This is a genomic window from Neorhizobium sp. T6_25 (genome assembly GCF_002968555.1).
Taxonomy (GTDB): Bacteria; Pseudomonadota; Alphaproteobacteria; order Rhizobiales; family Rhizobiaceae; genus Neorhizobium.
This window is the reverse complement of sequence record NZ_PVBL01000041.1, coordinates 14,519-41,390: the sequence shown is the minus strand read 5'-3', so window position 1 is coordinate 41,390 and position 26,872 is coordinate 14,519. Positions and strand designations below refer to the sequence as shown.

The window sequence follows — 26,872 nt, the reverse complement described above, 5'->3', positions numbered from 1 at the left end:
GGGTTGGGGAGGGGTTTTCTGTCTCCATAAGACCCCTCCCGCCTGCCGGCCACCCTCCCCACAAGGGGGAGGGTTAAGAGTGCAGCACCGTTCCAGGCCCCATACACCATAGCCATTCCCTTGCGATGGGGGCCGCCAGGGCAGAGGGGGGTATCGCGGGACAGGACGATCACCATCTTCCCTCCCCAACACCCGCAAACCCTGTCATCCGCAATTCTCTTGCATTCTCCAACCCCAGCGGTTGGTGAGTCGCGGCAAGCAAGACGCCACCTTGGCCGAGATGCGCCTCGATCAACTCGGTAAACACGCCCTCCGCGCTCACATCCAGCGCCGCTGTGGGTTCGTCCAGTATCCAGACCGGGCGATGAGCGACGAGCAATTTTGCAAAGGCCATGCGGCGCTGCTGGCCCGCGGAGAGGTAACCGAAGGGCAGGTGCAGGATGCCGTCAAGGCCGACGGTTTCGGCGGCCTCGGCCGGAGAGATACCTTTTCCGCCATCCACGTCGCCAAAAAAGCTCTTCCAGAAGGCGAGGTTCTCGGCGACGGTGAGTTCCGCCTTCATCGCGTTGCGGTGGCCAAGATAATGGCAGGCCTCGGCGGCGCGCATTCCTGATTCGGAACTTTCGGATGTCCAGGTGACGCGGCCGGTTTCCGGATGCAGCAATCCGGCCACGACGCGCAGCAGCGTCGATTTCCCCGATCCGTTGCGGCCGGTCAGGACCAGGCTTTCACCGGCTCCGAGGTCAAAGGAGATATCCGTGAAAATCAGGTCTTCGCCGCGTCTTGCGCTCAGGTTTTCGGCCAAAAGCCGCATGCTGGAGACCTTCATTAAGATTTTAATCATCGCGATCCGAAAATTTATTCGGAATGAGCGCCAAGCGTCTGGAACCCTTCTTAGAAATTATCTATAAGCACTGCAACCACGCCAGCGGCCGGCGTGATTTCAATCTTCCGCCGAACCTGAAGATCCCAAAAAATCTTCTCGTGCGGACAGCGGAAATGGTCGTACCCGCATCCTGATGTGCATGAAGTGCATAGGCGTCCGCACGCGCGTGTTGGCTCTTTAATCAGCGGGGTTATTTTCCGTGGCTAAGTCTCTCGACAGTTTCAATTGTCGCTCCATCCTTACCGTAGGCGGTAAGGATTACGTTTACTACAGCCTTCCGAAGGCTGAGCAAAACGGCCTTGCCGGCGTTTCGAAGCTGCCCTTCTCCATGAAGGTGCTGCTCGAAAACCTGCTCCGCTTCGAGGACGGCCAGTCCGTCACCAAGGAACAGATCCTTACCGTTGCCGAATGGCTGAACAACAAGGGTCTCACGGAAGCGGAAATCGCTTACCGTCCGGCCCGCGTGCTGATGCAGGACTTCACCGGCGTTCCCGCCGTCGTCGACCTTGCCGCGATGCGCGACGCGATGGTCTCGCTCGGTGGCGATCCGGAAAAGATCAACCCGCTGGTTCCCGTCGACCTCGTCATCGACCACTCGGTCATCGTCGACGAATTCGGCACGCCGACCGCGTTCGCCAAGAACGTCGAGCTCGAATACGAACGCAACGGCGAACGCTACCGCTTCCTCAAGTGGGGCCAGCAGGCTTTCAAGAACTTCCGCGTGGTTCCTCCGGGCACCGGCATCTGTCACCAGGTGAACCTGGAATATCTCGGCCAGACCGTCTGGACCAAGGAAGAGGACGGCGAAACGATCGCCTATCCGGATACCTGCGTCGGCACGGACAGCCACACCACGATGATCAACGGCCTCGGCGTTCTCGGCTGGGGTGTGGGCGGTATCGAAGCGGAAGCTTCCATGCTCGGCCAGCCGGTCTCGATGCTGCTGCCTGAAGTCATCGGCTTCAAGCTCACCGGCAAGCTCAAGGAAGGCGTCACCGCGACCGACCTGGTGCTGACCGTCGTTCAGATGCTGCGCAAGAAGGGCGTCGTCTCCAAGTTCGTCGAATTCTTCGGCCCGGGCATGGACAACATGCCGCTCGCCGACCGTGCGACGATCGGCAACATGGGTCCGGAATACGGCGCGACCTGCGGCTTCTTCCCGGTAGACGGCGAAACCATCAACTACCTGACGATGTCCGGCCGCACGCTTGAGCGGATCGCGCTGGTCGAGGCCTATTCCAAGGTCCAGGGCATGTGGCGCGAAGGCGACGGTTCCGACCTCGTCTTCACCGACACGCTCGAACTCGATCTCAACGACGTCGTGCCGTCGATGGCCGGCCCGAAGCGTCCGGAAGGTCGCATCTCGCTCGACAAGATCGCCTCCGGCTTTGCCGGTTCGCTCGATACCGAATACAAGAAGCCCGGCCAGCTCGACAATCGTTACCCGGTCGAAGGCACGGATTTCGATCTCGGCCATGGCGACGTGGCAATTGCCGCAATCACCTCCTGCACCAACACCTCCAACCCGTCGGTGCTGATCGCTGCCGGCCTTCTTGCCCGCAACGCGGTTGCCAAGGGCCTGAAGTCCAAGCCGTGGGTCAAGACTTCGCTTGCACCGGGATCCCAGGTCGTCGGCGAATACCTTGCCAAGTCCGGCCTGCAGGCCGATCTCGACAAGCTCGGCTTCAACCTGGTCGGTTTCGGCTGCACCACCTGCATCGGCAATTCCGGCCCGCTGCCGGCGCCGATCTCGAAGACGATCAACGACAAGGGCCTGATCGCCGCCGGCGTGCTCTCGGGCAACCGTAACTTCGAAGGCCGTATCTCTCCGGACGTCCAGGCGAACTACCTCGCTTCGCCGCCGCTCGTCGTTGCCTATGCGCTCGCCGGTTCGGTCCAGAAGGACCTGACCACGGAACCGCTCGGCGAAGACCAGAACGGCAACCCGGTCTACCTCAAGGACATCTGGCCGACCTCGAAGGAAGTCCAGGAATTCATCCTGAAATACGTCACCCGCGAACTCTACGAAACCAAGTATGCGGACGTGTTCAAGGGCGACGAGAACTGGCAGGCGGTCAAGATTCCTCCGGGCCAGACTTATGCCTGGGACGACGATTCGACCTATGTGCAGAACCCGCCCTATTTCGTCGGCATGGGCAAGAAAGGCTCGGGCCTCAAGAACATCAAGGGCGCCCGCGTCCTCGGTCTCTTCGGCGACAAGATCACCACCGACCACATCTCGCCTGCCGGTTCGATCAAGGCCGCTTCGCCGGCCGGTGCCTACCTGACGGGCCATGGGGTCGGCGTTGCCGACTTCAACCAGTACGGCACGCGCCGCGGCAATCATGAAGTGATGATGCGCGGCACGTTCGCCAACATCCGCATCCGCAACTACATGCTCGGCCCGAACGGCAAGGAAGGTGGCTTCACCTTCCACTATCCGTCCAAGGAAGAGATGTCGATCTACGACGCGGCCATGCAGTACAAGGCCGAGGGCGTTCCGCTGGTCATCTTCGCCGGCGTCGAATACGGCAACGGTTCGTCGCGCGATTGGGCCGCCAAGGGTACCAACCTGCTCGGCGTCAAGGCGGTCATCGCCCAGTCCTTCGAGCGTATCCACCGCTCGAACCTGGTCGGCATGGGCGTCGTTCCCTTCGTCTTCGAAGAGGGCACGACCTGGGCCAGCCTCGACCTCAAGGGCGACGAAACCGTCGAGATTCTCGGTCTCGAAGGCGACATCAAGCCGCGCGAATGGAAGATCGCCAAGATCACCTACGGCGACGGCACGGTGAAGGAAATCAACATCCTCTGCCGCATCGATACGCTCGACGAGGTCATCTACATGAACAATGGCGGCATTCTGCAGACCGTTCTGCGCGATCTCGCCGCCTAAGCGACAACAGCCAATCATCCGCCGGAGCGAAACCTCCGGCGGATTTCCTTGCCCATAGCCGATGTCCGCACAACTGTCCCCGGCGTGACATCGTCCTCCCCAAGGTCCCGTGCCCTTGACCGTCGTCATCCTCATCGGAATGGCCGTCACCGTTTTCCTGACATCGCTGCTTTCGGGAATTTTCGGCATGGCGGGCGGGCTGATCCTGCTCTGGGTGCTGCTTTTCCTCTTTCCCGTCAGTACCGCGATCGCCATCCATGGCGTCATCCAGACAGTCTCGAACGGGTCGCGTGCCTGGTTCTCGCGCGCCTATATCGACTACCGCATTCTCGGCATCCTGGGCCTGGGTCTGGTCATCTCGAGCATCATCCTGCTGATCGTCGACTATCAGCCGGACCTGATCGTCGTGTCGATCGCCATCGGGCTGATGCCGATCCTGGTCTGGATGCCGGTATCGAAGCTGCGGCTCGATGCCTCGAAACCGCTGCATGCACTGGCCTGCGGACTGATCGCCGGTGCGCTGACGGTCGGCGTCGGCGTATCGGGGCCGACGATCGATATCTTCTTCATCCGCACGACGATGGACCGGCGCAAGGTGATCGCCACCAAGGCGGCCGTACAGGTCGCCTCGCATGCCACGAAGGTGGTGTTCTACTGGAACGCGGCCTCGGAACTGCCGACCACCGAATGGATTGCGGTCCTGGTCGCGGCGCCGATCGCGATCCTCGGGGCGCGGGCCGGCAACGACATACTGCAGAAGATGACCGACCAGAATTTCCGCGCCTGGACGCGCTGGATCGTCACCGGCGTGGGTGCCGTTTATTTTACTCAGGGCCTGCTCAAACTGATTTGACCTCGGCGCGTTTTTCGCCAAGTTTGACACCCGACGAAACGCATTCGGAAACCGATCAAATATCCGGTCTTCACCCCTTCGTGACTTTCTCTTGAGGGTGCCCGGTGGTTACTTTCCGCCATCCCGTGCGTTAGGCCCTTGATCGCCGCGAGCAATCGTGGATAACAGCTACCCTGATAAAAAGGTCTGCCACCCATGCCCTTTCGTTTTCGCTCCGTACTCCTTGTTGCGGGCCTGTTTTATGCGGGCACTGCATTTGCAGGAGAGGTCAGGGCGCCGAAGGGCGTGATCGAACTTTTTACCTCCCAAGGCTGCTCCTCCTGCCCGCCGGCCGATGCCGCTCTGGGTGAGTTGGTGGCGCAGGGAGACATGGTCGTACTTTCCTATCACGTCGATTACTGGAACTATCTCGGCTGGACCGACACGCTGAGCTCCAAGGAAAATACCGAGCGGCAATATGGCTATGCCAAGACGCTGGGGCGGAGCGGCGTCTATACCCCGCAGGCCGTCATCAACGGCCGGGATCACGTCAAGGGCAACGACCTCACTATCATCAACGACAAGGTGAAGGCGCTCGGCCAAACCGGCAAGGGGCTCGACGTCCCGGTCACCGCGGCGATGCGCGGCGACGAAATCGAGATCGAGATCGGCGACGGCAAGGGCCAGGCCGACGTGGTCGTCGCCTATTTCACCAAGCGCCAGCTGGTGGATGTCACCAAGGGTGAAAACAGCGGCAAGACGATGGAATATTGGCACGCCGTCTATGACGTGCAGTCGGTCGGCACTTGGAACGGCCAGAGCATGAAGCTGACCCTGCCGGGCAAGCTGATGGGCAAGTCAAAGAAGGATGGTTGCGCGATCCTGCTGCAAACGTCCGGCCCGGGCGGCGAGCCTGCGGCAATTCTCGGCGCGACCGTGCTGATGGCAGGCCGCAAAAAATACTGACCGCGGACGCGGTTTCTGGCTTGCCGGATTGTGCGTGAATTCTTGTTGGCGGCCCGATCCAATAACATTGGGGGGCTGGGGGTAAGGGTCAATGCACCAGACCGGGCCATATGGCGCTGAAAACGGCGCCAACCAACGATGCCAATCTCGCTTCGAAATCGGGCACTCTTTTGTTCGAAATGGGGCAAGAATAAAATCGTGACGGTTCGTTCCCGGCGAATTGCCGGGGTTGATTTTTACGGCCTCTCGGGCACACTGTCACATCTCTGACATTTGACGATTTGGGAGTCTTAATGACAGATCAGCCGGATTTGCCGGGGAGCCAGAGACCCCGGGACGCAGCCGTCGTCGTCGATCTCAGTGAATATCGGCAGAACCGCGATCCCGCGCCGGTCACCTTCCACCGGCGCGAACTCGATGCGATCTTGAGGATTTACGGCCGAATGGTCGGCGAGGGGGAGTGGAAGGACTACGCGATCGACCACCTCAAGGACCGGGCCGTGTTCTCCGTCTTCAAACGCTCAGGCGAAAGCCCGCTCTTCCGGATAGAGAAGAACCCGAAGCTCGCCGGCAAGCAGGGCGCCTACTCCGTGATGAACACCCATGGCATGATCATGAAGCGTGGCCATGAGCTGCCGCAGGTGCTCAAGGTGTTCGACAAGGTGCTGAAACTGATCGACTGAGGCGGCGCGCTACTCGGTAAACAGCGAACCGGGATAGACGCCGGGATCCGGGTCTGTTTCATTGCCTTCGCCGAGCGAGACCTGCATCAGCACCGTATCCTGCCACTTTCCGTGCTTGAAGCCGGTGCCCTTCAGGGTGCCCGTCAGTTCGAAGCCGAGGCCGCGATGGAGCGCCACGGAAGCGGGACTTGCGCCGCCGATGACGGCGACCATCTGGCGGAAACCGAGCGCCTCGCAACGCACCAGCAGCTCCTTGAGCAGCGCCTTTCCGACGCCCTTGCCGCGCGCTTCCGGCGCCAGGTAGATCGAATCCTCGACCAGCCAGCGATAGGCGGGGCGGGTCCTGAAGGCGGATGCATAGGCATAACCGAGCAGGGTGCCGTCTTCCTGTTCCGCTGCGATATAGGGGTAACCCTTGGCTCGGATCGCCTCGAAACGGGCCGTCATCTCCGCCTGGTCGGGGGGCAGGATCTCATAGCTTGCGGTGCCGTTCAGCACGCTGTCGCGATAGATCTCGGTGATGGCGGGAAGATCGGCGGGGGAGGCGTCGCGGAGATGGAATGTCATTGAGATTTCAGGCCGTTGAAAGGGATCGCCAAGCCTATGCCGTGGCGCGAGGCCGGGCAATAAAAAAGGCGGCCCGGAGGCCGCCTTTTCCTATCCGAATTCCTCGAGATCAGTTGTTCCGGTTGCCCAGGAACTGGAGGAGGAACGTGAAGAGGTTGATGAAGTCGAGGTAGAGGGTCAGAGCGCCCATGATGGCCTTGCGGCCAGCAACCGCGACGTCGTCGCCGTCAAAGTACATTTCCTTGATCTTCTGGGTATCGTAGGCGGTGAGGCCTGCGAAGATCAGCACGCCGATCGCGGAGATCGCGAAGCCGAGGGCCGAAGACGCCAGGAAGATGTTGACGATCGAGGCGATGATCAGGCCGAACAGGCCCATGATCAGGAACGAGCCCATGCCCGACAGGCTTCTCTTCGTCGTGTAGCCGTAAAGCGACAGGGCGCCGAAGGAGGCAGCCGTGATGAAGAACGTCTGCACGATGCTTTGCGACGTGTAGACGAGGAAGATCGACGACAGCGAAAGACCCATCAGGGCCGCGTAGCCCCAGAAAGTGGCCTGTGCCGCGCCGACGCTCATCTTATGAACGCGGAAGCTCAGGAAGAACACCACCGCGAGCGGCGCGAGCATGACGACCCAGCGAAGCGGCGAACCGTAGATCGCAGCGCCGAGGCTGGTCAGCAGGATGCCGTTCGGAAGCCGGGCGACAGCTGCAGCCGCATCCGTCGTCGTTGCGAGGGCCGAAATACCATAGGCGGCGATACCGGTGATAGCCAAGCCGACAGCCATCAGGTTGTAGACCTTGAGCATGTAGGCGCGCAGGCCTTCATCGATCATCGCGCCGGACTGGGCGCGACCCTGCGCCGCCCGGGTCTGGTAGTTGTTAAAGTCAGCCATTGTTTCCTCTTTAAGCTCCGGAATTATTCACGGTGTCGGGCCCCCTTTTTTACGGACCCAGGCGCCGCTGCGGAGCTCCAGCAAGCCTGAGCATAAATATGATGCGAGATCGTTTCACATACAAGAGCTGTGACAAGCGAAAAACGCAAGCTATCGGGGCTCTTTAGCAACCTATGGGACGCTCTGACGGGAATTTGATCAGAGAGTTAACGGGAAATACTACCTGTGGTCGAATTAGAGCTCGCGCAGCACCGGCGCGGCCTTCTGCCCTAATATGCGCCATGTGCCGGCGAGGCCAATTCCGACGGTCAAAACCAGAGAAACGGCGAGCGTCAGCACTGCAATGTCGGGCAGGAAGACCGACTGCAGCCGCATGATCCGGCTGACCACGAACCATGCGGAGAGGCCGCCGGCGAGAAGCGCGAAGAGCGCCGTCGCAGTTCCGAGGATCATGTATTCGTAGCTGAAGGCGCGCATCAGCATGCTGCGCGTGCCGCCGAGCGTCTTCAGGATGACGGCGTCATGGGTGCGTGCGCGGTTACCGGCCGCCAGCGCACCGGCAAGCACCAGCACGGAGGCGATCAGCGCAACGGCGGCTGCGGCCCGGATCGCGGCCGCGAGCTGGCCGACGAGCTGGTCGACGATATCGATCGCGTCCTTGACCCGAACGCTGGTGATCGTCGGATAGGCGTTGGTGACGGCACGCAGGATCGAGGCTTCCTGCTGGGCGGTGGCCTTGGGATCGCTGAGCGTCGCGAGCCAGGCATGCGGTGCGCCGCGGAAGGTATTGGGCGAGAAGATCATCACGAAATTGATCGATAGCGATTCCCACTGAACCTTGCGGAAATTGGCGATGCGGGCGGTGATATTGCGGCCGAGCACGTTGACGGTGACGGTATCGCCGATCTTCAGGCCGAGTTCGCCGGCCTCTTCCGCCGAGAAGGAGACCAGCGGTTCGCCGGTATGGTCAGCAGCCCACCATTGTCCCGCCGTCAGCGCGGAGTTGGAAGGAAGTTTCTCCTCGTAGGTGATGCCGCGGTCGCCGCGCAGCACCCAGCGGCCGGCGGGCGGCACGTTCATCTGGGTCACGTCCTGGCCGTTGAAAGCGAGAATTCTTCCGCGCAGCATCGGCACCTGGGTGATCGCACCCTCCGGCGCCTGTTGTTTCAGGATGTTGACGAAACCGTCGCGCTCCGGTCCCTGGATGTCGACGAAGAAGAAATTCGGCGCCTGCTGGGCGATGCTGCCGGTCAGTTGGCGACGCATGTTGCCGTCGATCAGGGCGAGCGTCACGAGGAGGGCAAGGCCGAGGCCGAGCGACAGCACGACCGACGGCGTCAGCGCGCCCGGCCGGTGGATATTGCCGATCGCCAGCCGCAGCGCCGGCGAATTGACCCGCGGGCTTCGTTTGGCAAGTGCGGCGATCAGGGCTGCCACGAGGCGCAAGAGCACGAAGGCACCGGCGACGGCGGCGAGGAAAACGGAGGCGATGAAGCGTTCCTCGGCAGAGAAGATGGCCAGCGCTGCCAGGGCAGCGAGCGCCAGGCCGGCGGCCAGAAGATAGGGCCAGGAGGGAAGGCGGGTATTGTCGAAGCTCTGTTCGCGAAAGAGGGCGGTTGCCGGAACTTCGCGGGCATGGCCGAGCGGCAGAACCGCGAAGGCGAAGGTGATCAGGATGCCGAACAGCGCGGCAAGCGCCAGCGCCGATGGGTTGAAGGTGACTTCTTTCGGAACCGGTAGTACGCCTTCGAGGAATTGCAGCGCCACGAAGGGCGAGACGGCGCCGATGACGAGACCGATCAGGATGCCAATGACTGCAAGCAGCATGATCTGGATGAGATAGATCATCGTCACGACCGAGGCCGGCGCGCCCAGGCATTTGAAGGTGGCGATGGTGGTGCGCTTGGCATCGAGGAAGGCGCGCACCGCATTGGCGACGCCGACGCCGCCGACGATCAGTGCCGTCAGGCCAACCAGCGTCAGGAATTGCGAGAAGCGGTCGACGTTTTCGGTGAGCGAAGGGGCGGCACGGTCGCTGGTGCGGACCGACCAGCCGGCGCTCGGGAATTCGCGATTGGCGCGGGCGGCGAGCGTCGAGCGGACCGCCGGGTCGTCGAGCCGCACCTTGTAGGCATGTTCGACGAGGCTGCCGGTGGTGATCAGGCCGGAGGCCGCGAGTGCCTCACGGCTGACGATCAGGCGCGGGGCAAAGCCGAAACCGTCGGAAAGCGCGTCGGGCTCGGCAGTGATCGTGCCGCGCAATGTCAGCCGGGCATTGCCGAGCAGAAGCTGGTCGCCGTCCTTGAGGCCGAGGCGTTCCAGCAGAAGCGGGGCTGCCAGTGCGCCAAAAGTCTCTCCCTGCTTGCCAAGCAGGTCGGGCAGCGGTGCGGAAGGTTCGGCGCCGAAGCTGCCGTAGAGCGGATAGGCGTCGTCCACCGCCTTGACCTCGACCAGCGCCTGTTCGGAACCGTCAGGCTTGCGGGCCATGGAACGCAGGCTGGTGGAGAGGGAGACCTTGCCGAGGTTGGTGAGGAACGCGCGTTCCTGGTCGGTGGCTTCGCGGTTGTTCAATTCGAAACGGATGTCGCCGGCAAGGATTTCCTGGCCCTGGGAGGCGATGGCGCCGGTGATCGCCCGCGAGACCGAATTGACGGCTGCGATCGCCCCGGTGCCGAGCGCGATACAGGCGAGGAAGATGTAGAAGCCGGCCAGGCCGCCGCGCATTTCGCGTAGCGCCAGGCGGAAGGAAATCGAAAGGCGCGGAAAGGCCGGCCTCATGCGGAGACCGCCTGAACGGTCGCGTGAGCGGTGGCGCTGTCACCAACGATCTCGCCGGAGCGGACGCGGATTTGGCGCGAACAGCGGGCGGCAAGCGCATTGTCATGGGTGACGAGCAGCATGGTCATGCCGCGCTCCGCCTGTTTCGAAAATAAGAGGTCGACGATCTGCCGGCCGGTCTCGGTGTCGAGATTGCCGGTCGGTTCGTCGGCGATCAGCACGGACGGCGAGGGGGCGAGGGCGCGGGCGATCGCCACGCGCTGCTGCTCGCCGCCGGAAAGCTGACCGGGATAGTGGCTCAGCCGCTCGCCGAGGCCGACGGCGGTCAGTTCCTGCCTGGCGATCTCGAAGGCGTCCCTGACATTGGCGAGTTCGAGCGGAACGGCGACGTTTTCGAGCGCCGTCATGTTGGCGATCAGGTGGAAGGACTGGAAGACGATGCCGATATTGCGGCCGCGGAAATCGGCAAGCCTGTCTTCGGAAAGGGCGTGAAGGGGAGCGCCGTTGATGACGATCTCGCCGCTGTCGAGCCGTTCGAGGCCGGCCAGGACCATCAGCAGCGTCGACTTGCCGGAGCCGGAAGGTCCGACGATGCCGACGGCCTCGCCTGCGCGGATTTCGAGGTCGATCTGCTTCAGCACATGCACCGAGGCTGCCGCGCTGCCCAGGGTCAGATCGGCTTTCTTCAGTGTGATGATGGTTTTAGTCAAATCGAACCGTCCTATATTAGGCGTGAAGCGTAACCCGAGTACCGCATTGCGGTCGCGCTCAATCTAGGAGACGGATCGTGAGTTTTAAAGCAAGCCTGCTTCACTTCATCGTCATGTCCGTGCTGGGGCTGGCCGCATTGCCGGCCGCTGCGCAGGACAGGGCGATCCAGATCGTCGGTTTCGGCGACAGCCTGATGGCAGGCTACCAGCTTGCGCCTTCCGAGTCCTATACGGCCCAGCTCGAGGCGGCGTTGAAAGCCGCGGGGCAGAATGTCGTGGTCGCCAATGCCGGCGTTTCCGGAGATACGACGGCCGGCGGACTTTCGCGCATCGACTGGTCGGTGCCCGACGGCACGGACGGCGTGATCCTCGAGCTCGGCGCGAACGATGCGCTGCGCGGCATCTCCCCGGACCAGTCGGAAAAAAATCTCGACGCTATCCTGGCGCGGCTGAAGGAACGGAAGATCCCGGTCTTCCTGATCGGCATCCTGGCGCCGCCGAACATGGGCGGGAATTACGCCGAAAAGTTCAACCCGATCTACAAGCGGCTGGCCGACAAATATGCGGTGCCGCTCTATCCGTTCTTCCTGGATGGGGTCACGACGATTTCCAGCCTGCAGCTCTCGGACGGCATGCATCCGAACGCCAAAGGGGTCGCCGTGATGGTCGAAAAGACCGTCGAACCTGTCAAAAGCTTCCTGGGGGCTATTAAGGATAAGGGAAAATAACAGCTTGCGCGGAACTCCGTTGCATGATTCGCTGTTAGCATCTGCAAAAGATTCGAGGAGGTCCCTATGCCGAGACTTTTCACCGCCCTCGAAGTTCCGCGCAATGTAGCGATGAGCCTGTCTCTCCTGCGCGGCGGGATCCCCGGTGCCCGGTGGATCGACGTGGAGAATTATCACATCACGCTGCGCTTCATCGGCGATGTCGACGGCCGCACCGCCGACGAGATCGTCGACCGGCTGGACCGCATCGACCGGCCGGAATTCCAGGCGACGCTGACCGGGATCGGCTCCTTCGGGTCGAAAAAGCCGCATTCCATCTGGGCCGGCGTTTCGCCCTCCCCGGAAATATATGCGCTGCAGGCGGAGATCGAACGGATCTGCCAACGTTTCGGCCTGCCGCCGGATCCCCGCAAGTTCACCCCGCATGTGACGCTGGCGCGGCTCAAGAACTGCCGGCTGGACGACGTGGTCCACTACCTTTCCGGCCGCGGCAACTTCTATACAGCGCCCTTCACGGTGCCGCGTTTCGTGCTGCTGTCGTCGAAGGAATCGGTCGGCGGCGGGCCCTATCTGACGGAGGAAATCTTCCCGCTGCAGGAGACGAGCTACGGCACGGCCTATGCTGGCGACATGGAGCCGGCTAAAAGCCTCCTTTGACCCGAAGCAGCCCCTTTTCCGAAGGAGCGTTGGACGATGAACTACGAAAAGCTGGATACGGCGGGCGTCGAGCGCGAGTTCGGGACGCTTGACGGCTGGGATCTGAAGCCGGAAGGCGATGCGATCTTCAAGAGCTTCAAGTTCAAGACCTTCATCGAGGCCTTCGGTTTCATGGCCGAATGCGCGCTGTCCGCCGAGAAGCTCAACCACCACCCGGAATGGTCGAACGTCTATTCGCGAGTGGATGTGCTGCTGACGACCCACGCCACCAAGGGGCTGACCGACATCGACTTCAAGCTTGCCCGGGCCATGGACAAGGCATCCTCGCGCCGCAATTGAACTTCATGGTCGAGAGCCTAATATTGGATGGGCACACGTTGAGCGAACGGAGCGACCATGGACGACGTGAAGATCGGCGAAATTCTGCTGCCGGGTGACGAGGATACGCAAGGCCGTCGCGAGCGGCAGGTCCGGACAAAGTTCTGGCCGACCCTGAAGCGGGCCGTGCGGCAGGTGCCGTTCAGCCGCGACCTGATCGCCGCCTATTATTGCGCCATCGACCGCCGGACGCCGACCCGTGTACGGGGCGTGCTGCTTGCGGCGCTCGCCTATTTCGTGATGCCGATCGATTTCCTGCCGGACATGTTCGTTCTTGTCGGCTTCACCGACGATGTCGCGGTGCTCGCGGCAGCCTTCCGGATGATCCAGGGGCACATTGCCGACCGCCATTACGAGGCCGCCGATCTGGCGCTGGCGGACAATCCGGACATCGCCGAGGGCGTCCGCGGCAAATAGTCTCAAGGGGCGTTATCCCTCCGAAGGATCGTCGAGAACCCGCCGCAAACGCTCGAAAGCGAGCCGGATTCGCGACTTCACCGTACCGAGCGGAAGACCCGTGGACGAGGCGATTTCCGAATGGGACTGGCCGAGGAAGAAGGCCGCCCGCACCATTTCCATCTGTTCGCCGGGGATGTCGGCAAGCGCTGCGCGCACCTGCGCGTCTCGTTCCTCGCCTTCGAAGATCGTATCGGCGCCCGGCGCTTCGGTCACGAAGAACAGGGGTTCGTAGACGTCCAGATACTTGTGCCTCGCCCGCCGTTCCGCATCGATGCGACGGTTGCGGGCGATGCGGAAAAGCCAGGTGGACAAGGAGGACCGGGCCGGATCGTAGAGGCCGGCGCGGTGCCAGAGTACGGCCATCACCTCCTGGACGAGTTCCTCCGCATCGTCGGGTCGCATCGACCGTTTCACCAGCCAGGATTTCAGACGCGGCGCATAATAATCGAACAGCACGGTAAAGGCTGCCTGATCGCGCTCATCGGCCACTGCCCTTACCAAGCCGGCGAAGTGGTCTCTTTCGTCTACATCCATTTACGCTGCGCACAGTTTCCGATGAGATTCGCGTCATATTCGGCCATTCTAATGTCATTGTGAGAGTTAGGAAAAGGACAAACTCTTGCCCCAATCCTTGTGTCACTGATTGACGAAACGCATGGAAATTCTGCTGGTTGGGTCTTTGGAGGCATAGCGGCGAGTGCTATTCCTACGCAGCGAGGGGCCAGGGCAGGAGATTCAGCAAATTCTAATGGTCTGGTTGACGGTTTGGTAACCAGGATCAAGTCAAAATGCGCCGAATCAGGATCATGCCTGGCAAGGCTTGCCCGCTCGGGCCGTTGAACGAACAAAACCGGCAGGAGACCATGTCTGTAAGAACAATCGCAACCGCATTGGCAATTTTGGCTGCAAGCGCCGGCCTGGCATCGGCTCAGGCGCCGAAGGCTACCGGTCCGGCCAAGCCGCAGCAGGCCCAGGCACCAGCAGCGGCCGCAGGTCCAACCCGTATCCAGCAGTTCAAGGCATGGGGCGCCTATTCCTACAAGTCGGGCGCCAGCAATGTTTGCTACGTGCTTTCGGTGCCGACCACCAAGGAGCCGGCCAGCGTCGATCACGGCGATATCTTCTTCATCGTCTCGCAGCGGCCCGGACAGAACATTTCCTACGAGCCGCAGGCGATGGTGGGATACGTGCTGCAGCCGAATTCCAAGGTGACCGTGACGATCGACAAGAAGAACTTCACGATGTTCACCAAGGACAAGGCGGCCTGGGTCGAGAACGCCGCCGAGGAGCCGGCGCTCGTCGCGGCGATGAAGACAGGCCAAAACATGAGCGTCAGCGCCGTTTCCGGCCGTGGCACCAAGACCTCCTATGCCTATTCGCTGCAGGGCATTGCGGCAGCGCTGAAGCAGATCGAAACCTGCAAATAAGCGTCCGCACGCAGCAAGAACTGGAAGGCCGGTCCCCTGACCGGCCTTTTGCATTTCTTGAAGAATAGTGACGCGGCGGCTATTTGATGATAAAGCCCGCCTCAACGAAGGTCCGGCACATGTGCCCGATGGGCCGATACAGGTTTCACGCATTCAACATGCCCCGACTTTCCCGCTGATCGAATGTGGGAAAGCTGCATGTGTTCGAACGGGATAAAAGAATGTCAGTCTCAGAGGCTCTGGCGCCGGTCGCCATCAAGAAGCCGCTCGTCGCCAACCCGGATCTCTTCGGCACCAAGCCGTCGCTGATCGGGCTGACGCGCGAGGACATGGCGCAGGCGCTGAAGGAAAAAGGCGTCTCGGAAAAGCAGGTACGCATGCGCGTCAGCCAGCTCTGGCACTGGCTCTATATCCGCGGCGTCTCCGATTTCGACGCGATGACCAATGTCGCCAAGGACATGCGCGAGATGCTGAAGGCGCATTTCACCATCGCGCGTCCGGAGATCGTCGAGGAACAGGTTTCCAACGATGGCACCCGCAAATGGCTGTTGCGCTTTCCGCCGCGCGGCGCCGGCCGTCCGGTGGAAGTCGAGACCGTTTACATTCCGGAAGAAGGCCGCGGCACGCTCTGCATCTCGAGCCAGGTCGGCTGCACGCTGACCTGTTCCTTCTGTCACACCGGCACCCAGAAGCTGGTGCGCAACCTGACCGCCGAAGAAATCCTGTCGCAGTTGCTGCTGGCCCGTGACCGGTTGGGTGACTTTCCGGGCACCGACACGCCGCCCGGCGCCTATGTGCCGACCGGCGACCGTAAGGTCACCAATGTCGTGATGATGGGCATGGGCGAGCCGCTCTACAATTTCGAGAGCGTCAAGACCGCGCTGCTGATCGCGACCGACGGCGACGGGCTGTCGCTGTCGAAGCGCCGCGTCACGCTGTCGACCTCGGGCGTGGTGCCGGAAATCTACCGGACCGGCGACGAGATCGGTGTCATGCTGGCGATCTCGCTGCATGCGGTGCGCGACGACCTGCGCGACATGCTGGTGCCGATCAACAAGAAATATCCGCTGAAGGAGCTGATCGAGGCCTGCCGCAATTATCCGGGGCTTTCGAACGCCCGCCGCATCACCTTCGAATACGTGATGCTGAAGGACGTCAACGACAGCCTGGAAGACGCCAAGGCGCTGATCCAGCTTTTGAAAGGCGTTCCGGCCAAGATCAACCTGATCCCGTTCAACCCCTGGCCGGGCACGAACTATCAGTGTTCGGAATGGGCGCAGATCGAAAAATTCGCCGATTTCATCAACCAGGCCGGTTACGCCTCGCCGATCCGCACCCCGCGCGGCCGCGACATCCTTGCCGCCTGCGGCCAGCTGAAGTCGGAATCGGAGCGGATGCGCAAGACCGACCGTCTCGCTTTCGAGGCGATGATGATCGCCGGCCACGGCGAGGACGATTGAGGCAGCCGGAATTATTTCACGGGGCGCATGTCGATCGGCTTGCATCCCGTTCGTTATCGGTCACCATCGCAATGGAGCGGTGGCTGAACCGAGGATACGGACATGAAATATATGGCGCTGATCTACACGAACCCGGCAACGATGACGCCTCCCGATTCTCCGAATTTCGGCCGAATGATGGAGGGCTACAAGCTCGCCAACGAGACCTATAAGCGCGACGGCGTCTACGTTTGCGGCGATGCGCTGCAGCCCGCGACGACCGCCACGACCGTGCGCGTGCGGGACAGCAGGACCGAAACGATGGATGGTCCTTTCGCTGAAACCAAGGAGCAGCTTGCCGGCTTCTACATCCTTGATTGCTCTTCGCTCGACGATGCGATCCGCTATGCTGCGATGATCCCCGGTGCGGCTCACGGTGCGGTGGAAGTGCGGCCGATCATGGTTTTCGACCGCTGATGGATGGCCCTGCGGCGAGGGCTCCGATTGCCGAGGCGATCGACAGGATCGCCCGGCAGGACGGCGGCCGCCTTCTTTCCAGCCTCGTCGGATCGCTCAGGGATTTCCAGCTGGCTGAAGATGGCCTGCAGGATGCGCTCGAATCCGCATTGATCCATTGGAACCGGAACGGTTTGCCGGCATCGCCGAATGCCTGGTTGATGCAGGTTGCTCGACGCAAGGCCATAGACCGGCTGCGGCGCTCGGCCAATTTCCACGCAAAATCGGCGGAGATTGCGCATCTCATCGAATTGGATAACAGATCTGCCGCAGCAGACGAGCCCGATCCGATCGGCGACGAGCGGCTGAAGCTGATCTTCGCCTGCTGCCATCCAGCGCTCGACAAAAAGACCTGCGTGGCTTTGACCCTGCGTTCGGTCTGCGGGTTGAAGACCGAAGAGATCGCGAATGCCTATCTGGACGGGCACGAGGCCATGGCCCAGCGGCTGGTGCGTGCCCGTCACAAGATTGCCAAGGCCGGCATTGCCTATGAGGTTCCGGGGCCAGACGGCTGGGCCGCAAGGCTCGAAAGCGTGCTCGCGGTCGTCTATCTCATCTTCAACGAAGGTTATGCCTCTGGAAGCGGCCATCATATCCGCGCCGATCTCTGCGAGGAGGCGATCCGCCTCGGCCGGCTGCTGACCAAGCTCAAGCCCGACGAACCCGAGATCGAGGGATTGCTGGCGCTGATGTTGCTGCATCACGCCCGGCGGGCGGCGCGGATCGGCGCCAGCGGCGAGATTTTGACGCTTGAGGCTCAGGATCGACGTTTATGGGACCGGGCCGAGATTTCGGAAGGCCTTGCTCTCATCGAACAGGCGCTGTGCCGCCGGCGACCCGGCCCTTATCAAATACAGGCGGCGATCATCGCCGTGCATGCCGAAGCGCCGAGTTTTCCCAGGACGGACTGGCAGCAGATCGCCTCGCTCTATGCAGAACTCACCCGTACCGCCGACAATCCCGTCTATGAACTCAACCGGATCGTTGCCGTGTCCTACGTGGAAGGTCCGGCTACCGCATTGGCCTGTCTCAAACCCATTGCCATCGCTCTGGTGGAGTACCAGCCTTTTTATGCCGTTCAAGCCGATCTTCTGGCCCGGGACGGGCAGATAGATGAAGCAAGGCTTGCCTACCGCCGGGCGATCGAACTTTCCCAGTCCGAGGCGGAAAGGCGGTTTCTTTCGGAACGGCTGGATGATCTTCCTACCGGGCCTGCGTGAAGAAGATCTTTGCCGCGAAGATCGAGAAGACGCCGGCGAAAGTGTAGTCGATGCCCCGCAGGACCTTCGGGTTGGCCTGCAGCCAGCCCGAAAGCCAGTCTGCGGCCAGAACGACGATCAGGTTTACCGGCATGCCGATGACGATGAAATAGAAGCCGAAAAAGATCAGCTTGCCGGTGACATGCGGATCGCCGGCCGTCACGAACTGCGGCAGGAAGGTCATGAAGAAGATGATGACCTTTGGATTGAGGATATTGACCCAGAAGCCCGTCGAGATGTTGGCGAGCGGACTGCTCGCGGTCTTTTCAACCTGCTCGACGGAAAAGTTCGAGCCGAAGCGGATCGCCTGGATCGCCAGCCACAGGAGATAGGCTGCCCCGCCGGTCTTCAGGATGAAGAAGGCGGTCGGCGATGCGGTGATCAGAGCCGAGATGCCGAAGGCGACGAGCAGCGTATGGCAGACGACGCCGAGGCTGGTGCCGAGCACCACGAACAGAGCCGGGCGCCGGCCTTCGCCGAGCGCGCGGCTGATCGACAGCGTCATGTCAGGCCCGGGCGTCAGGGCCAGAAGCAGGCCCGCGGCGGTGAAGGCAAGCAGGGCGGCAAGGCTCGGCAGGAATTCCATGGGTCACGCTCGAATAGCCGGGTAAAGGAATGCTCCATTTACCCGGCTTTCGAAGCCTTGCCAAATCAATCTATCGACGCCCGTTGATGAATTCCTTTGATGCATCCGCGAAATCCGGATGCCAGCGCGACAGCGGCGGACGGTTCTCGATGATGTCGCCGATTGCCCAGGCCATGCGACGTTCGTCGGTTGCCCGATCCACGTCATTGTCAGGGCACAGGATGTAGAAGTCGCCGCGCGCGAGGCTGGTAAGCATGAACTCGACCGTTTGTTCCGGCGTCCAGGCGCCGGCAGGCTTTTCAACGCGGTCGCCTTTCGTCAGGCCGGTAAACACGAAGCCGGGGATGAGCAGATGGGCCGACACATGGCAGTCGGGCGTGCTGCGCAGCTCGTGCTGGAGCGCTTCGGTGAACGCCTTCACACCGGCCTTGGCGACATTGTAGGCGGGGTTGCCCGGCGGTGTCGTGATCCCCTGTTTCGATCCTGTGTTGACGATCAGCGACGGCTCGCCATGGGCGATCATGGCCGGACCGAACGTCCGCGTGCCGTTGATGACGCCCAAAAGGTTGACGGCGAAAATGCTGTCCCAGTTGACCTGCGGCCCGAATATCGAGCTCCCCGGGCTGATGCCGGCATTGTTCATCAGCACATGCACCCGGCCGAAACGCTGGAGGACGGCGCGTTCCAGCGCCTCGATCTCGTCCGGCTTCGAAACGTCGGTGCCGATGGCGGCGACATCCGCCTCGCCGTCTTCGGCAAGGGCCGCGACCTCGTGGGCTGCTTCCGCGAGCTTGTCGCCCTCCAGATCGGCAAGGACGACCGAAAGACCCATCCTGGCAAACTCCTTCGCGGCGGCAAGGCCGATGCCCGATGCGGCGCCGGTAATCACGGCGACGTTGTCCTTTTTCAGAGCGGGATGAGTGATGGTCATGGCAGATCTCCTCTGGGGCGCTGCTGTTCAAAGGTCGGGCGGGATATGGTACCCTCATCAAAACCTGTCAACATGACAAGGGCGTCACAAGAGAGGGCGTCACACCGGAGCCGCTTCATGGGCAAGATGACATCGATCACAGTGGATGAGGAACTGACTGAGTTCATCGACAGGCAGGTGAGCGGCGGCAACTACAGTTCGCCAAGCGAAGTGGTGGAGGCCGCCTTGCGGCTTCTGCGCGACAGCGAGGGCGGTATCGAGGCCATACGCGCGGCGATCGAAGAAGGCGAGGCCTCGGGCGAGCCGCAGCCTTTCGACTTCGATGAATTTATCGAGAAAAAGCGAGCCGCACGTGCCGAGCGATGAAAACTCTGATCTTCACGCCCAAGGCTGTCGCGGACATTGATCGCATCTACGACTATACGGAAGCAACCTGGGGAGTCACCCAGGCTGAAGAATATACGTTTGGAATACAAAACTTTTGCAGAGCACTTTCGTCAGGCGAGAGAAGCGGTCGGAAGATCGACGAAATCAAGCGCGGGTATCAATCACTCGCGTACCAGTCCCATTTCATCATTTATCGAGAAGCGTCCAAGAAGATTTCCATCGTCCGCGTCCTGCATCAGCGAATGAACCTCGACCGTCATCTCTGATCGGCTTTGCCGGGTTTTTCTTGCGCGCCTCAGGAAACTCGCTAAAAGTGCCGCAATTCCTGACTTGGCAGTTTCAAGAACCGCTTCCACCCGCAGACGGACGTAAATCGACATGGCACTCCCGAAAGACGTAAAGAAGGTCGTTCTCGCCTATTCCGGCGGTCTCGACACCTCGATCATCCTGAAATGGCTGCAGACCGAACTCGGCGCCGAGGTGGTGACCTTCACCGCCGATCTCGGCCAGGGCGAGGAACTGGAGCCGGCCCGCAAGAAGGCCGAGATGCTCGGCATCAAGGAGATCTACATTGAGGACGTGCGCGAGGAGTTCGTGCGCGATTTTGTCTTCCCGATGTTCCGCGCCAATGCCGTCTACGAAGGCGTCTATCTGCTCGGCACCTCGATTGCCCGCCCGCTGATCTCCAAGCACCTGATCGAGATCGCCAAAAAGACCGGTGCCGACGCGATCGCCCACGGCGCCACCGGCAAGGGCAACGACCAGGTCCGTTTCGAACTTTCGGCCTATGCGCTGAACCCGGATATCAAGGTCATTGCGCCATGGCGCGACTGGGCTTTCAAGAGCCGCACCGATCTTTTGAAATTCGCCGAGGAAAACCAGATCCCGGTTGCCAAGGACAAGATGGGCGAGGCGCCGTTCTCCGTCGACGCCAACCTTCTGCATTCGTCGTCCGAAGGCAAGGTTCTCGAAGACCCGGCCATCGAGGCTCCCGAATACGTGCATATGCGCACGATCTCGCCGGAAGCTGCTCCGGACAAGGCGACCGTCATCAAGGTCGGCTTCAGACAAGGCGACGCGGTTTCCATCAACGGTGTTGCCATGTCGCCGGCGACCCTGCTTGCCGCGCTCAACAATTACGGCCGCGACAACGGCATCGGCCGTCTCGACCTCGTCGAGAACCGTTATGTCGGCATGAAGTCGCGCGGCGTCTACGAGACCCCCGGCGGCACGATCCTGCTTGCGGCCCACCGCGCGATCGAGAGCATCACGCTCGATCGTGGTGCCGCCCATCTCAAGGATGACATCATGCCGCGTTACGCGGAGCTCATCTATTACGGCTTCTGGTTCTCGCCGGAGCGCGAAATGCTGCAGGCGCTGATTGACAAGAGCCAGGAGCATGTGGAAGGCGAAGTGACGCTGAAGCTCTACAAGGGCAATGTCATGGTCATCGGCCGCGAGAGCGAAAAGTCGCTCTATTCCGACAAGCTGGTCACCTTCGAGGACGACCAGGGCGCCTACGACCAGAAGGATGCGGCGGGCTTCATCAAGCTCAATGCGCTGCGCCTGCGCACCCTCGCCAAGCGCAATCTGGGCAAGTAATTCCCCAAAACCCGATCAGCGAAGCCCGCCTGCCCGAAAGGGGAGGCGGGTTTTTTCATGCCCTGCGGCTGGCGATCCGGAAACCGATGTAACCGAGCACGGCGACCAAGTGCATGGCGGGAATGACGATGCCGAAGGCCGGCAGCGGCGAGCCGATCGAGGCGGCGGCGACGCCGCCCACGAAGCCGGCGCCCATCTGGATGAAGCCCATCATTGCCGATGCGGACCCGGCAATATGCGGGAAGGGGATGAGGCCCGCCGCGGTCATGTAGGGCGACACGAAGGCGATCCCGAAGGCGCACATGGCAACCGGCACCATGACCGACAGGAAGGATGGCGGCAGGTAGTGGACCGAAAGGGCCATGACGACGCCGCCGCTGCCGCTGAAGATCAGCCCGACCAGGGGAGCGCGTTCGGCGGGCAACCACCTCGATATGACCCTCAGGCAGACCGAGCCCATCAGGAAGAAGCCGGATTGCATCAGCATGCTCAGGCCGAACTGGGTCGGCGTCAGCCCGACCTTCTCGATCAGGATGAACGGCAGCACCGCCGCCTGGGCATACATGGAGCCCACCGCGCCGGCGAGAACGACCGCGGTGAACAGGAAGCGCGGCAAGGCGACGATTTCCGCATAGGCCTGGACGAGCCGCAGCGGCTTCAGCCGGCTGCGATCCGGCACGGTCGTCTCCTTGAGGCAGACGGTGGAGAGAAAAACGAGCAGGGCACCGAAGCCGACCATCAGCAGGAATACCGATCGCCAGCCGAAGGCGGCGAGTGCAAGGCCGCCGATCGTCGGGCCGAGGGACGGCCCGATCGCCAGGATGATGCCCATCGTGTTGATGATCCGCGCCGCGTCGCCGCCGTTGAACTGGTCCCGCACGATGGCGCGCGACACGGTGATGCCGACCGAAGCGCCTATACCCTGGATCAGGCGGCCGGCGAGCACCCACTCGACCGTCGGAGCAAAGGCCGCAAGCAGAGAACCGGCAAGATAGATGAGCAGGAAGCTCAGCGAGGCGGTCTTGCGGCCGAAGGCATCGGAGACGGGACCGGCGACCAGCTGCGCCAGCGCAAAGCCCGCGAAATAGAGCGACAGCGACATCTTGATCGCCGCTTCCGTGGTGTCGAAGGCGCGCACCAGTTCCGGCATCGCCGGCGTGTAGATCGCCATGGAAATCGGCCCGATCGCCGTCAGGAGGGCGCCGATGATCGTGGTTCGGCGCTCGCTCATCCGAGCGGGTATAGGCGGCATGTTATCGGCTTTCATGAGGTGCAGTCTGCAGTGCGGCGGAGGGGACGGCGGCTTGCAGGTTGGCGTTGAACAGGGCCAGCGCCTCGCGCAGGACCCGGTTGTCTTCCTCGCTGAGGCCTTCGGTTGCCTGGCCAAGAATGGCGTTCAATTCGTTGCGGATCGAACCGATCATCTCGCTGGAAGTCTCCGTGAGATTGATCCGCTTGGCGCGCCGGTCGGCGGAGCATTGCTGCCTTTCCACCAGTCCGAGTGCCTCCAGCTTGTCGAGATAGGCGCAGAGCGTCATCGGCTCGACGCCCATGCGGGCGGCGATGTCGAGCTGGCGGCTGCCGTCGAGAGCTGCGATGTTGATCAGGGCGCGGGCTTCCCCGGGTGTCAACCCCAGGCCTGCCTGGGCGATGCGGCGCTCGAAGGCGGCACGCAGCAGTCGGGCACTGTCGACGATCAGGAACCCCAGAATGTCCATATGCTTTTCGGCACCCTTTGCCTCGTCGTCGAATTTCATAAGGCACCCTTACTATCTTTCGGATGCGAGGCAAACGGAAAAGGGGGGCTCTGGTTGCATTGACACCGGTAAAACCGGAGGCGAGATTGTCGCAGCCTTCCGACGGAGACCATCATGTCATCATCGCTGCTTGCCGGCGCCTTTTTCGCGGCGCTTGCCTATACGCTCATTCCAGGGCCGGCATTCCTGGCGCTGCTCGGCATCGGTGCCGGACAGGGTAGGCAGGCCGGGGCCTTCTTCATGGGCGGCCATCTGGCGGGGGACATCCTGTGGTCCGGACTGGCGCTGGTGGCGATCATCGGTGCCAAGACGGTCGGCACCACGCTCTTCGACATACTCGGGGTTTTCTGCGGGCTCTATCTCGGCTGGATCGGCTGGAGCGCATTGCGGGCGAAGCCGAAGGTGAATGGAGGCGCTCTGGTGACGGTCGAAAAACCGCTGCGGCGCGGGCTTATCTTCGGCCTGACGAACCCCAAGGGGTATCCGGTGGCGCTGGCGACGTTCACCGCGCTGCTTGCAAGTTCTGCCGATGCACTGGATTTCAGCGCGCTGCCGCTTCTTCTCGCCGTGTCGCTGATCGGGTTCCTGACGGCCGATCTGGTGTTGATCGGGATTATCGGCGCCGGCGTGGTGCGGCGGTTCTATCGGAAACATGAGAGGGTGATCGTCCGGCTTTCCGGACTGCTGTTCATCGGTTTTGCAGTGCAGGCGCTCTGGCACTCGGCACCGGGCCTGTTCGGCTACCGACGGGCCTGAAGGTGATACGCGGCTAAAGCTTGGCCGATCAGACTTCGATGAAAGCCATGACCGCGCGAAGGACGTTGGCGCGGGACGTGTCGCCGAGCGACATGGCGATTTCAAGCTGGTTACGGTAATAGTCGTGGAAGTTGAAGCCGGTTTCGTCGGTGACCTGCGACAGGTCCATCAACTGTCCCTGAGCATCGACGGCGTGTGTCGGAAGTTCTTCGGACAGCGTTATGTATGTGTCCTGGTCGATCTTGCCGGCCTGATAGTTCTCAAGCGCGAGCGCGCGCAGATCGCGCGGGGTGATCGCCGAAAAATCAATCGGCGATTCATCCGCGTCGGGCACCTGAAAGGTGATCTGGCTCTGCCGACTTCCATGCTCGGAAGATTTCTCGACCTTGTTGTTTCGAGAATGGTCTCTTTGCAGTAAGTTGGTAGACCAGCGCAAGGAACTGATTTCCATGGCTATATCCTGTTTCATCGGATACTGGGTCAAAACTACCTTTGATTACTGCACTGCGTCAAATGGTTAATAACCGTTAATTGTTGTGTATGATTTCTTGCTGAAAAACGAAAATGGACGGGCGCATACCCATTCCCGCCGCCTTCTCCTATATGAATGGCGAAGCATCGTTATGAAGGATATATATTCATGTCGTCTAATCTTCTGGTGAACCCTGCCCTGGTGGACTGGAACGGTCATCACGGCCTGCCGCGCTTCGATCAGGTGAAGGACGAGGACTTCGCCCCCGGCTTCGACGCAGCGCTTGCCGCCCACGAAGCGGAGATCGATGCGATCGCCAACAATCCGGAAGAGTCGACCTTTACCAACACGGTGGTTGCCCTGGAGACCGCAGGTGATGCCCTGTCGCGCGTTTCGGCGCTGTTCTGGGGCAAGGCCGGTGCCCATACCAACGAGAATATCCAGGCACTTGAGCGCGAGATCGCGCCAAAAATGTCCCGCCATTATTCGAAGATCGGCATGAACGCGGCGTTGTTTGCCCGCATCGACACGCTCTGGGACAATCGCAAGGAACTGGGCCTGACGCTCGAGGAAGAGCGGGTGCTGGAACGTCACTGGAAGGGTTTCGTCAAGGCCGGCGCCAAGCTTGCCAAGGCCGAGCAGGAGCGGCTTGCCGATATCAACGAGAAACTTGCCGGGCTCGGCGCCAAGTTCGGCCAGAACGTTCTGGGCGACGAGAAGAGCTGGTCGCTGAAATTGTCCGACGAGGCCGAGCTCGGTGGCCTGCCGGCGTTCCTGCGCGATGCCATGGCATCCGCGGCCCGCGAACGCGGCGAGGCGGACGGGTATATGGTGACGCTGTCGCGCTCGATCATCGAGCCGTTCCTCACCTTCTCGACCCGCCGGGACCTGCGCGAACAGGCTTTCAGGGCTTGGGCGGCGCGCGGACAAAACGGCGGCGAGACCGACAATCTTGGCATCGTGCGCGAAACGCTGGCGATGCGGGCGGAAAAAGCAAAACTGCTCGGATACGAAAATTTCGCGGCCTACAAGCTCGACAACACGATGGCGAAGACGTCCGATGCGGTGAATACGCTGCTCCGTCAGGTCTGGGACAAGGCACGCTCCAAGGCGCTGGAGGAAGAGGCGAGCCTCGGCGGCCTGATCGCCGAGGAGGGCAAGAACCACGAGGTCATGCCGTGGGACTGGCGTTATTATGCCGAGAAGTTGCGGCAGCGGACCTTCGATTTCTCCGAAACGGAGCTGAAGCCCTATCTGCAGCTCGAAAAGATCATCGAGGCCTGTTTCGATGTCGCCGAGCGCCTGTTCGGCATCAAGGCGGTCGAGGTTAAGGGTGTTTCGGCCTACCATCCGGATGTGCGGGTGTTCGAGATCCGCGACCGGGACGGTTCTCTGAAGGCGCTGTTCCTCGGTGATTATTTCGCCCGGTCCTCGAAGCGCTCCGGCGCCTGGATGAACTCCCTGCAGTCGCAGCATAAGCTGCCCCTGAAGAACGGCGCGACTGGCGAACTGCCGATCATCTACAACGTCTGCAATTTCGCCAAGCCCGCCGAAGGCAAGCCGGCCCTGCTGTCGATCGACGACGCCCGCACCCTGTTCCACGAATTTGGCCACGCGCTGCACGGCATGCTGTCGGATGTCACCTATCCGTCGGTCTCCGGCACCGGCGTGTCGCGCGATTTCGTCGAGCTGCCGTCGCAGCTTTACGAGCACTGGCTGACCGTGCCGGAAATCCTCGAGAAATATGCCGTGCATTACGAAACCGGCAAGCCGATGCCGAAGGCGCTGCTCGACAAGGTGCTGGCGGCCCGCACCTTCAACGCCGGTTTCGCGACGGTGGAATTCACCTCCTCCGCGCTGGTGGACATGGCGTTTCATACCCGCGGAGCGATCGAAGATCCGATGGCGGTGCAGAAGGAAGTGCTCGACGAGATCGGCATGCCGGCCTCGATCGTCATGCGCCACGCGACGCCGCATTTCCAGCACGTGTTTTCGGGCGACGGTTATTCGGCGGGCTACTATTCCTACATGTGGTCGGAAGTGCTCGACGCGGACGCCTTCTCCGCCTTCGAGGAAACCGGCAACGCCTTCGATCCGGTCATGGCGCGCAAGCTCAAGAACAACATCTACTCCGTCGGCGGCTCGATCGATCCGGAAGAGACCTACAAGGCGTTCCGCGGAAAGTTACCGGACCCGAAGGCGATGCTGAAGAAAAAGGGCCTCGCGATGGTCGAGGAGCTCTCCGGCAGCGACGCCTGAGCGCGTTGCGATTCCGGGTCTTCCGGGATAGAATAGGGCCGAAGATTTGCCG

Annotated in this window: 29 protein-coding genes; 17 read left to right on the top strand and 12 right to left on the bottom strand. The window is 61.6% G+C overall.

From position 1 onward, the window contains the following. Nucleotides 1–169: 169 nt before the first annotated feature. Nucleotides 170–814, bottom strand: a complete 645-nt coding sequence (gene ccmA / locus C5L10_RS31950) for a heme ABC exporter ATP-binding protein CcmA (protein ID WP_105432980.1) — start codon at nucleotides 812–814, stop codon at nucleotides 170–172. 271 nt (nucleotides 815–1,085) lie between these two features. On the opposite strand from ccmA, the gene acnA reads away from it, so the two are divergent. The 4 genes from acnA (at nucleotide 1,086) to C5L10_RS31930 (ending at nucleotide 6,260) form a co-directional block, all read left to right on the top strand. Further along, nucleotides 1,086–3,779, top strand: coding sequence for an aconitate hydratase AcnA (gene acnA, locus C5L10_RS31945; protein ID WP_105432972.1), 2,694 nt, complete (start codon nucleotides 1,086–1,088; stop codon nucleotides 3,777–3,779). Nucleotides 3,780–3,894: 115 nt separating this feature from the next. Next, entirely contained in the window at nucleotides 3,895–4,632 is a 738-nt protein-coding gene (locus C5L10_RS31940) for a sulfite exporter TauE/SafE family protein (RefSeq protein WP_205837115.1), read from the top strand. A gap of 195 nt (nucleotides 4,633–4,827) precedes the next feature. Beyond that, nucleotides 4,828–5,577, top strand: coding sequence for a thioredoxin family protein (locus C5L10_RS31935; protein WP_046665112.1), 750 nt, complete (start codon nucleotides 4,828–4,830; stop codon nucleotides 5,575–5,577). 293 nt (nucleotides 5,578–5,870) lie between these two features. Then, nucleotides 5,871–6,260 (top strand): DUF2794 domain-containing protein, encoded by a 390-nt coding sequence (locus C5L10_RS31930; RefSeq protein ID WP_046631850.1) that lies wholly within the window; start codon nucleotides 5,871–5,873, stop codon nucleotides 6,258–6,260. A 9-nt stretch (nucleotides 6,261–6,269) separates the two neighbouring features. Here C5L10_RS31930 and C5L10_RS31925 read toward each other — a convergent pair whose 3' ends face one another. From C5L10_RS31925 to C5L10_RS31910, 4 genes are all read right to left on the bottom strand, one after another. Beyond that, nucleotides 6,270–6,827, bottom strand: a complete 558-nt coding sequence (locus tag C5L10_RS31925; protein ID WP_105432971.1) for a GNAT family N-acetyltransferase — start codon at nucleotides 6,825–6,827, stop codon at nucleotides 6,270–6,272. A 109-nt stretch (nucleotides 6,828–6,936) separates the two neighbouring features. Then, nucleotides 6,937–7,719, bottom strand: coding sequence for a Bax inhibitor-1/YccA family protein (locus C5L10_RS31920; RefSeq protein WP_046605219.1), 783 nt, complete (start codon nucleotides 7,717–7,719; stop codon nucleotides 6,937–6,939). Nucleotides 7,720–7,953: 234 nt separating this feature from the next. Beyond that, nucleotides 7,954–10,497, bottom strand: a complete 2,544-nt coding sequence (locus C5L10_RS31915; RefSeq protein WP_105432970.1) for an ABC transporter permease — start codon at nucleotides 10,495–10,497, stop codon at nucleotides 7,954–7,956. Then, nucleotides 10,494–11,207, bottom strand: coding sequence for an ABC transporter ATP-binding protein (locus C5L10_RS31910; protein WP_105432969.1), 714 nt, complete (start codon nucleotides 11,205–11,207; stop codon nucleotides 10,494–10,496). The genes C5L10_RS31915 and C5L10_RS31910 overlap by 4 nt, the downstream gene beginning before the upstream one ends. A 77-nt stretch (nucleotides 11,208–11,284) precedes the next feature. Here C5L10_RS31910 and C5L10_RS31905 point away from each other — a divergent pair, with 77 nt between their 5' ends. The 4 genes from C5L10_RS31905 (at nucleotide 11,285) to C5L10_RS31890 (ending at nucleotide 13,387) form a co-directional block, all read left to right on the top strand. Beyond that, on the top strand, nucleotides 11,285–11,935 hold the full coding sequence (locus C5L10_RS31905) for an arylesterase (RefSeq protein ID WP_105432968.1): 651 nt from the start codon (nucleotides 11,285–11,287) through the stop codon (nucleotides 11,933–11,935). A 66-nt stretch (nucleotides 11,936–12,001) separates the two neighbouring features. After that, a complete protein-coding gene (gene thpR, locus C5L10_RS31900) occupies nucleotides 12,002–12,592 on the top strand; it encodes an RNA 2',3'-cyclic phosphodiesterase (protein WP_046637415.1) in 591 nt (196 codons plus the stop codon). A gap of 36 nt (nucleotides 12,593–12,628) precedes the next feature. After that, entirely contained in the window at nucleotides 12,629–12,931 is a 303-nt protein-coding gene (locus C5L10_RS31895) for a 4a-hydroxytetrahydrobiopterin dehydratase (RefSeq protein WP_105432967.1), read from the top strand. 57 nt (nucleotides 12,932–12,988) lie between these two features. After that, entirely contained in the window at nucleotides 12,989–13,387 is a 399-nt protein-coding gene (locus tag C5L10_RS31890) for a YkvA family protein (protein WP_105432966.1), read from the top strand. A 12-nt stretch (nucleotides 13,388–13,399) separates the two neighbouring features. Here the strand turns inward: C5L10_RS31890 and C5L10_RS31885 are convergent, their stop codons facing one another. Continuing rightward, nucleotides 13,400–13,963, bottom strand: coding sequence for a sigma-70 family RNA polymerase sigma factor (locus tag C5L10_RS31885; protein ID WP_105432965.1), 564 nt, complete (start codon nucleotides 13,961–13,963; stop codon nucleotides 13,400–13,402). Nucleotides 13,964–14,217: 254 nt separating this feature from the next. Here C5L10_RS31885 and C5L10_RS31880 point away from each other — a divergent pair, with 254 nt between their 5' ends. From C5L10_RS31880 to C5L10_RS31865, 4 genes are all read left to right on the top strand, one after another. Next, nucleotides 14,218–14,856, top strand: a complete 639-nt coding sequence (locus C5L10_RS31880) for an invasion associated locus B family protein (protein WP_371412016.1) — start codon at nucleotides 14,218–14,220, stop codon at nucleotides 14,854–14,856. Nucleotides 14,857–15,077: 221 nt separating this feature from the next. Continuing rightward, nucleotides 15,078–16,316, top strand: a complete 1,239-nt coding sequence (gene rlmN / locus C5L10_RS31875; RefSeq protein WP_046637419.1) for a 23S rRNA (adenine(2503)-C(2))-methyltransferase RlmN — start codon at nucleotides 15,078–15,080, stop codon at nucleotides 16,314–16,316. A gap of 102 nt (nucleotides 16,317–16,418) precedes the next feature. Then, on the top strand, nucleotides 16,419–16,772 hold the full coding sequence (locus C5L10_RS31870; protein ID WP_105432964.1) for a YciI family protein: 354 nt from the start codon (nucleotides 16,419–16,421) through the stop codon (nucleotides 16,770–16,772). Beyond that, entirely contained in the window at nucleotides 16,772–18,031 is a 1,260-nt protein-coding gene (locus C5L10_RS31865; RefSeq protein WP_105432963.1) for an RNA polymerase sigma factor, read from the top strand. The genes C5L10_RS31870 and C5L10_RS31865 overlap by 1 nt, the downstream gene beginning before the upstream one ends. Here the strand turns inward: C5L10_RS31865 and C5L10_RS31860 are convergent. Together C5L10_RS31860 and C5L10_RS31855 are read right to left on the bottom strand one after the other, a co-directional pair. Beyond that, entirely contained in the window at nucleotides 18,015–18,656 is a 642-nt protein-coding gene (locus C5L10_RS31860; RefSeq protein WP_046665101.1) for a LysE family translocator, read from the bottom strand. The two genes, C5L10_RS31865 and C5L10_RS31860, sit on opposite strands and share 17 nt — an antisense overlap. Nucleotides 18,657–18,726: 70 nt before the next feature. Beyond that, the gene (locus C5L10_RS31855) at nucleotides 18,727–19,587 is read right to left on the bottom strand and encodes an SDR family NAD(P)-dependent oxidoreductase (protein ID WP_105432962.1); all 861 of its coding nucleotides are present in this window, start codon (nucleotides 19,585–19,587) and stop codon (nucleotides 18,727–18,729) included. A 117-nt stretch (nucleotides 19,588–19,704) separates the two neighbouring features. Between C5L10_RS31855 and C5L10_RS31850 the strand changes: the two genes are divergently transcribed. Then, nucleotides 19,705–19,953, top strand: coding sequence for a type II toxin-antitoxin system ParD family antitoxin (locus C5L10_RS31850; protein WP_105432961.1), 249 nt, complete (start codon nucleotides 19,705–19,707; stop codon nucleotides 19,951–19,953). Then, complete coding sequence (locus tag C5L10_RS31845) at nucleotides 19,950–20,240, top strand: type II toxin-antitoxin system RelE/ParE family toxin (RefSeq protein WP_105432960.1); 291 nt, start codon at nucleotides 19,950–19,952, stop codon at nucleotides 20,238–20,240. Before C5L10_RS31850 ends, C5L10_RS31845 begins: the two co-directional genes overlap by 4 nt. Here C5L10_RS31845 and C5L10_RS34040 read toward each other — a convergent pair. Further along, nucleotides 20,136–20,354, bottom strand: coding sequence for a hypothetical protein (locus C5L10_RS34040; protein ID WP_172717286.1), 219 nt, complete (start codon nucleotides 20,352–20,354; stop codon nucleotides 20,136–20,138). The genes C5L10_RS31845 and C5L10_RS34040 overlap by 105 nt on opposite strands. Between C5L10_RS34040 and C5L10_RS31840 the strand changes: the two genes are divergently transcribed. Next, nucleotides 20,353–21,576 carry an argininosuccinate synthase gene (locus C5L10_RS31840; RefSeq protein WP_105432959.1) on the top strand — a complete coding sequence of 408 codons (1,224 nt, stop codon included), beginning with the start codon at nucleotides 20,353–20,355 and terminating at the stop codon, nucleotides 21,574–21,576. The two genes, C5L10_RS34040 and C5L10_RS31840, sit on opposite strands and share 2 nt — an antisense overlap. A gap of 55 nt (nucleotides 21,577–21,631) precedes the next feature. Here C5L10_RS31840 and C5L10_RS31835 read toward each other — a convergent pair whose 3' ends face one another. Continuing rightward, the gene (locus C5L10_RS31835) at nucleotides 21,632–22,828 is read right to left on the bottom strand and encodes a multidrug effflux MFS transporter (protein ID WP_245448330.1); all 1,197 of its coding nucleotides are present in this window, start codon (nucleotides 22,826–22,828) and stop codon (nucleotides 21,632–21,634) included. A 1-nt stretch (nucleotide 22,829) separates the two neighbouring features. After that, a complete protein-coding gene (locus C5L10_RS31830; RefSeq protein WP_371412015.1) occupies nucleotides 22,830–23,333 on the bottom strand; it encodes a MarR family winged helix-turn-helix transcriptional regulator in 504 nt (167 codons plus the stop codon). 114 nt (nucleotides 23,334–23,447) lie between these two features. On the opposite strand from C5L10_RS31830, the gene C5L10_RS31825 reads away from it, so the two are divergent. After that, nucleotides 23,448–24,089: a LysE family translocator gene (locus C5L10_RS31825; protein WP_105432957.1), complete on the top strand. Its 642-nt coding sequence runs from the start codon at nucleotides 23,448–23,450 to the stop codon at nucleotides 24,087–24,089. A 28-nt stretch (nucleotides 24,090–24,117) separates the two neighbouring features. Here the strand turns inward: C5L10_RS31825 and C5L10_RS31820 are convergent, their stop codons facing one another. Further along, nucleotides 24,118–24,540, bottom strand: a complete 423-nt coding sequence (locus C5L10_RS31820; protein WP_105404564.1) for a hypothetical protein — start codon at nucleotides 24,538–24,540, stop codon at nucleotides 24,118–24,120. Nucleotides 24,541–24,729: 189 nt separating this feature from the next. On the opposite strand from C5L10_RS31820, the gene C5L10_RS31815 reads away from it, so the two are divergent. Next, nucleotides 24,730–26,820, top strand: a complete 2,091-nt coding sequence (locus C5L10_RS31815) for a M3 family metallopeptidase (protein ID WP_105432956.1) — start codon at nucleotides 24,730–24,732, stop codon at nucleotides 26,818–26,820. Nucleotides 26,821–26,872 lie beyond the last annotated feature (52 nt).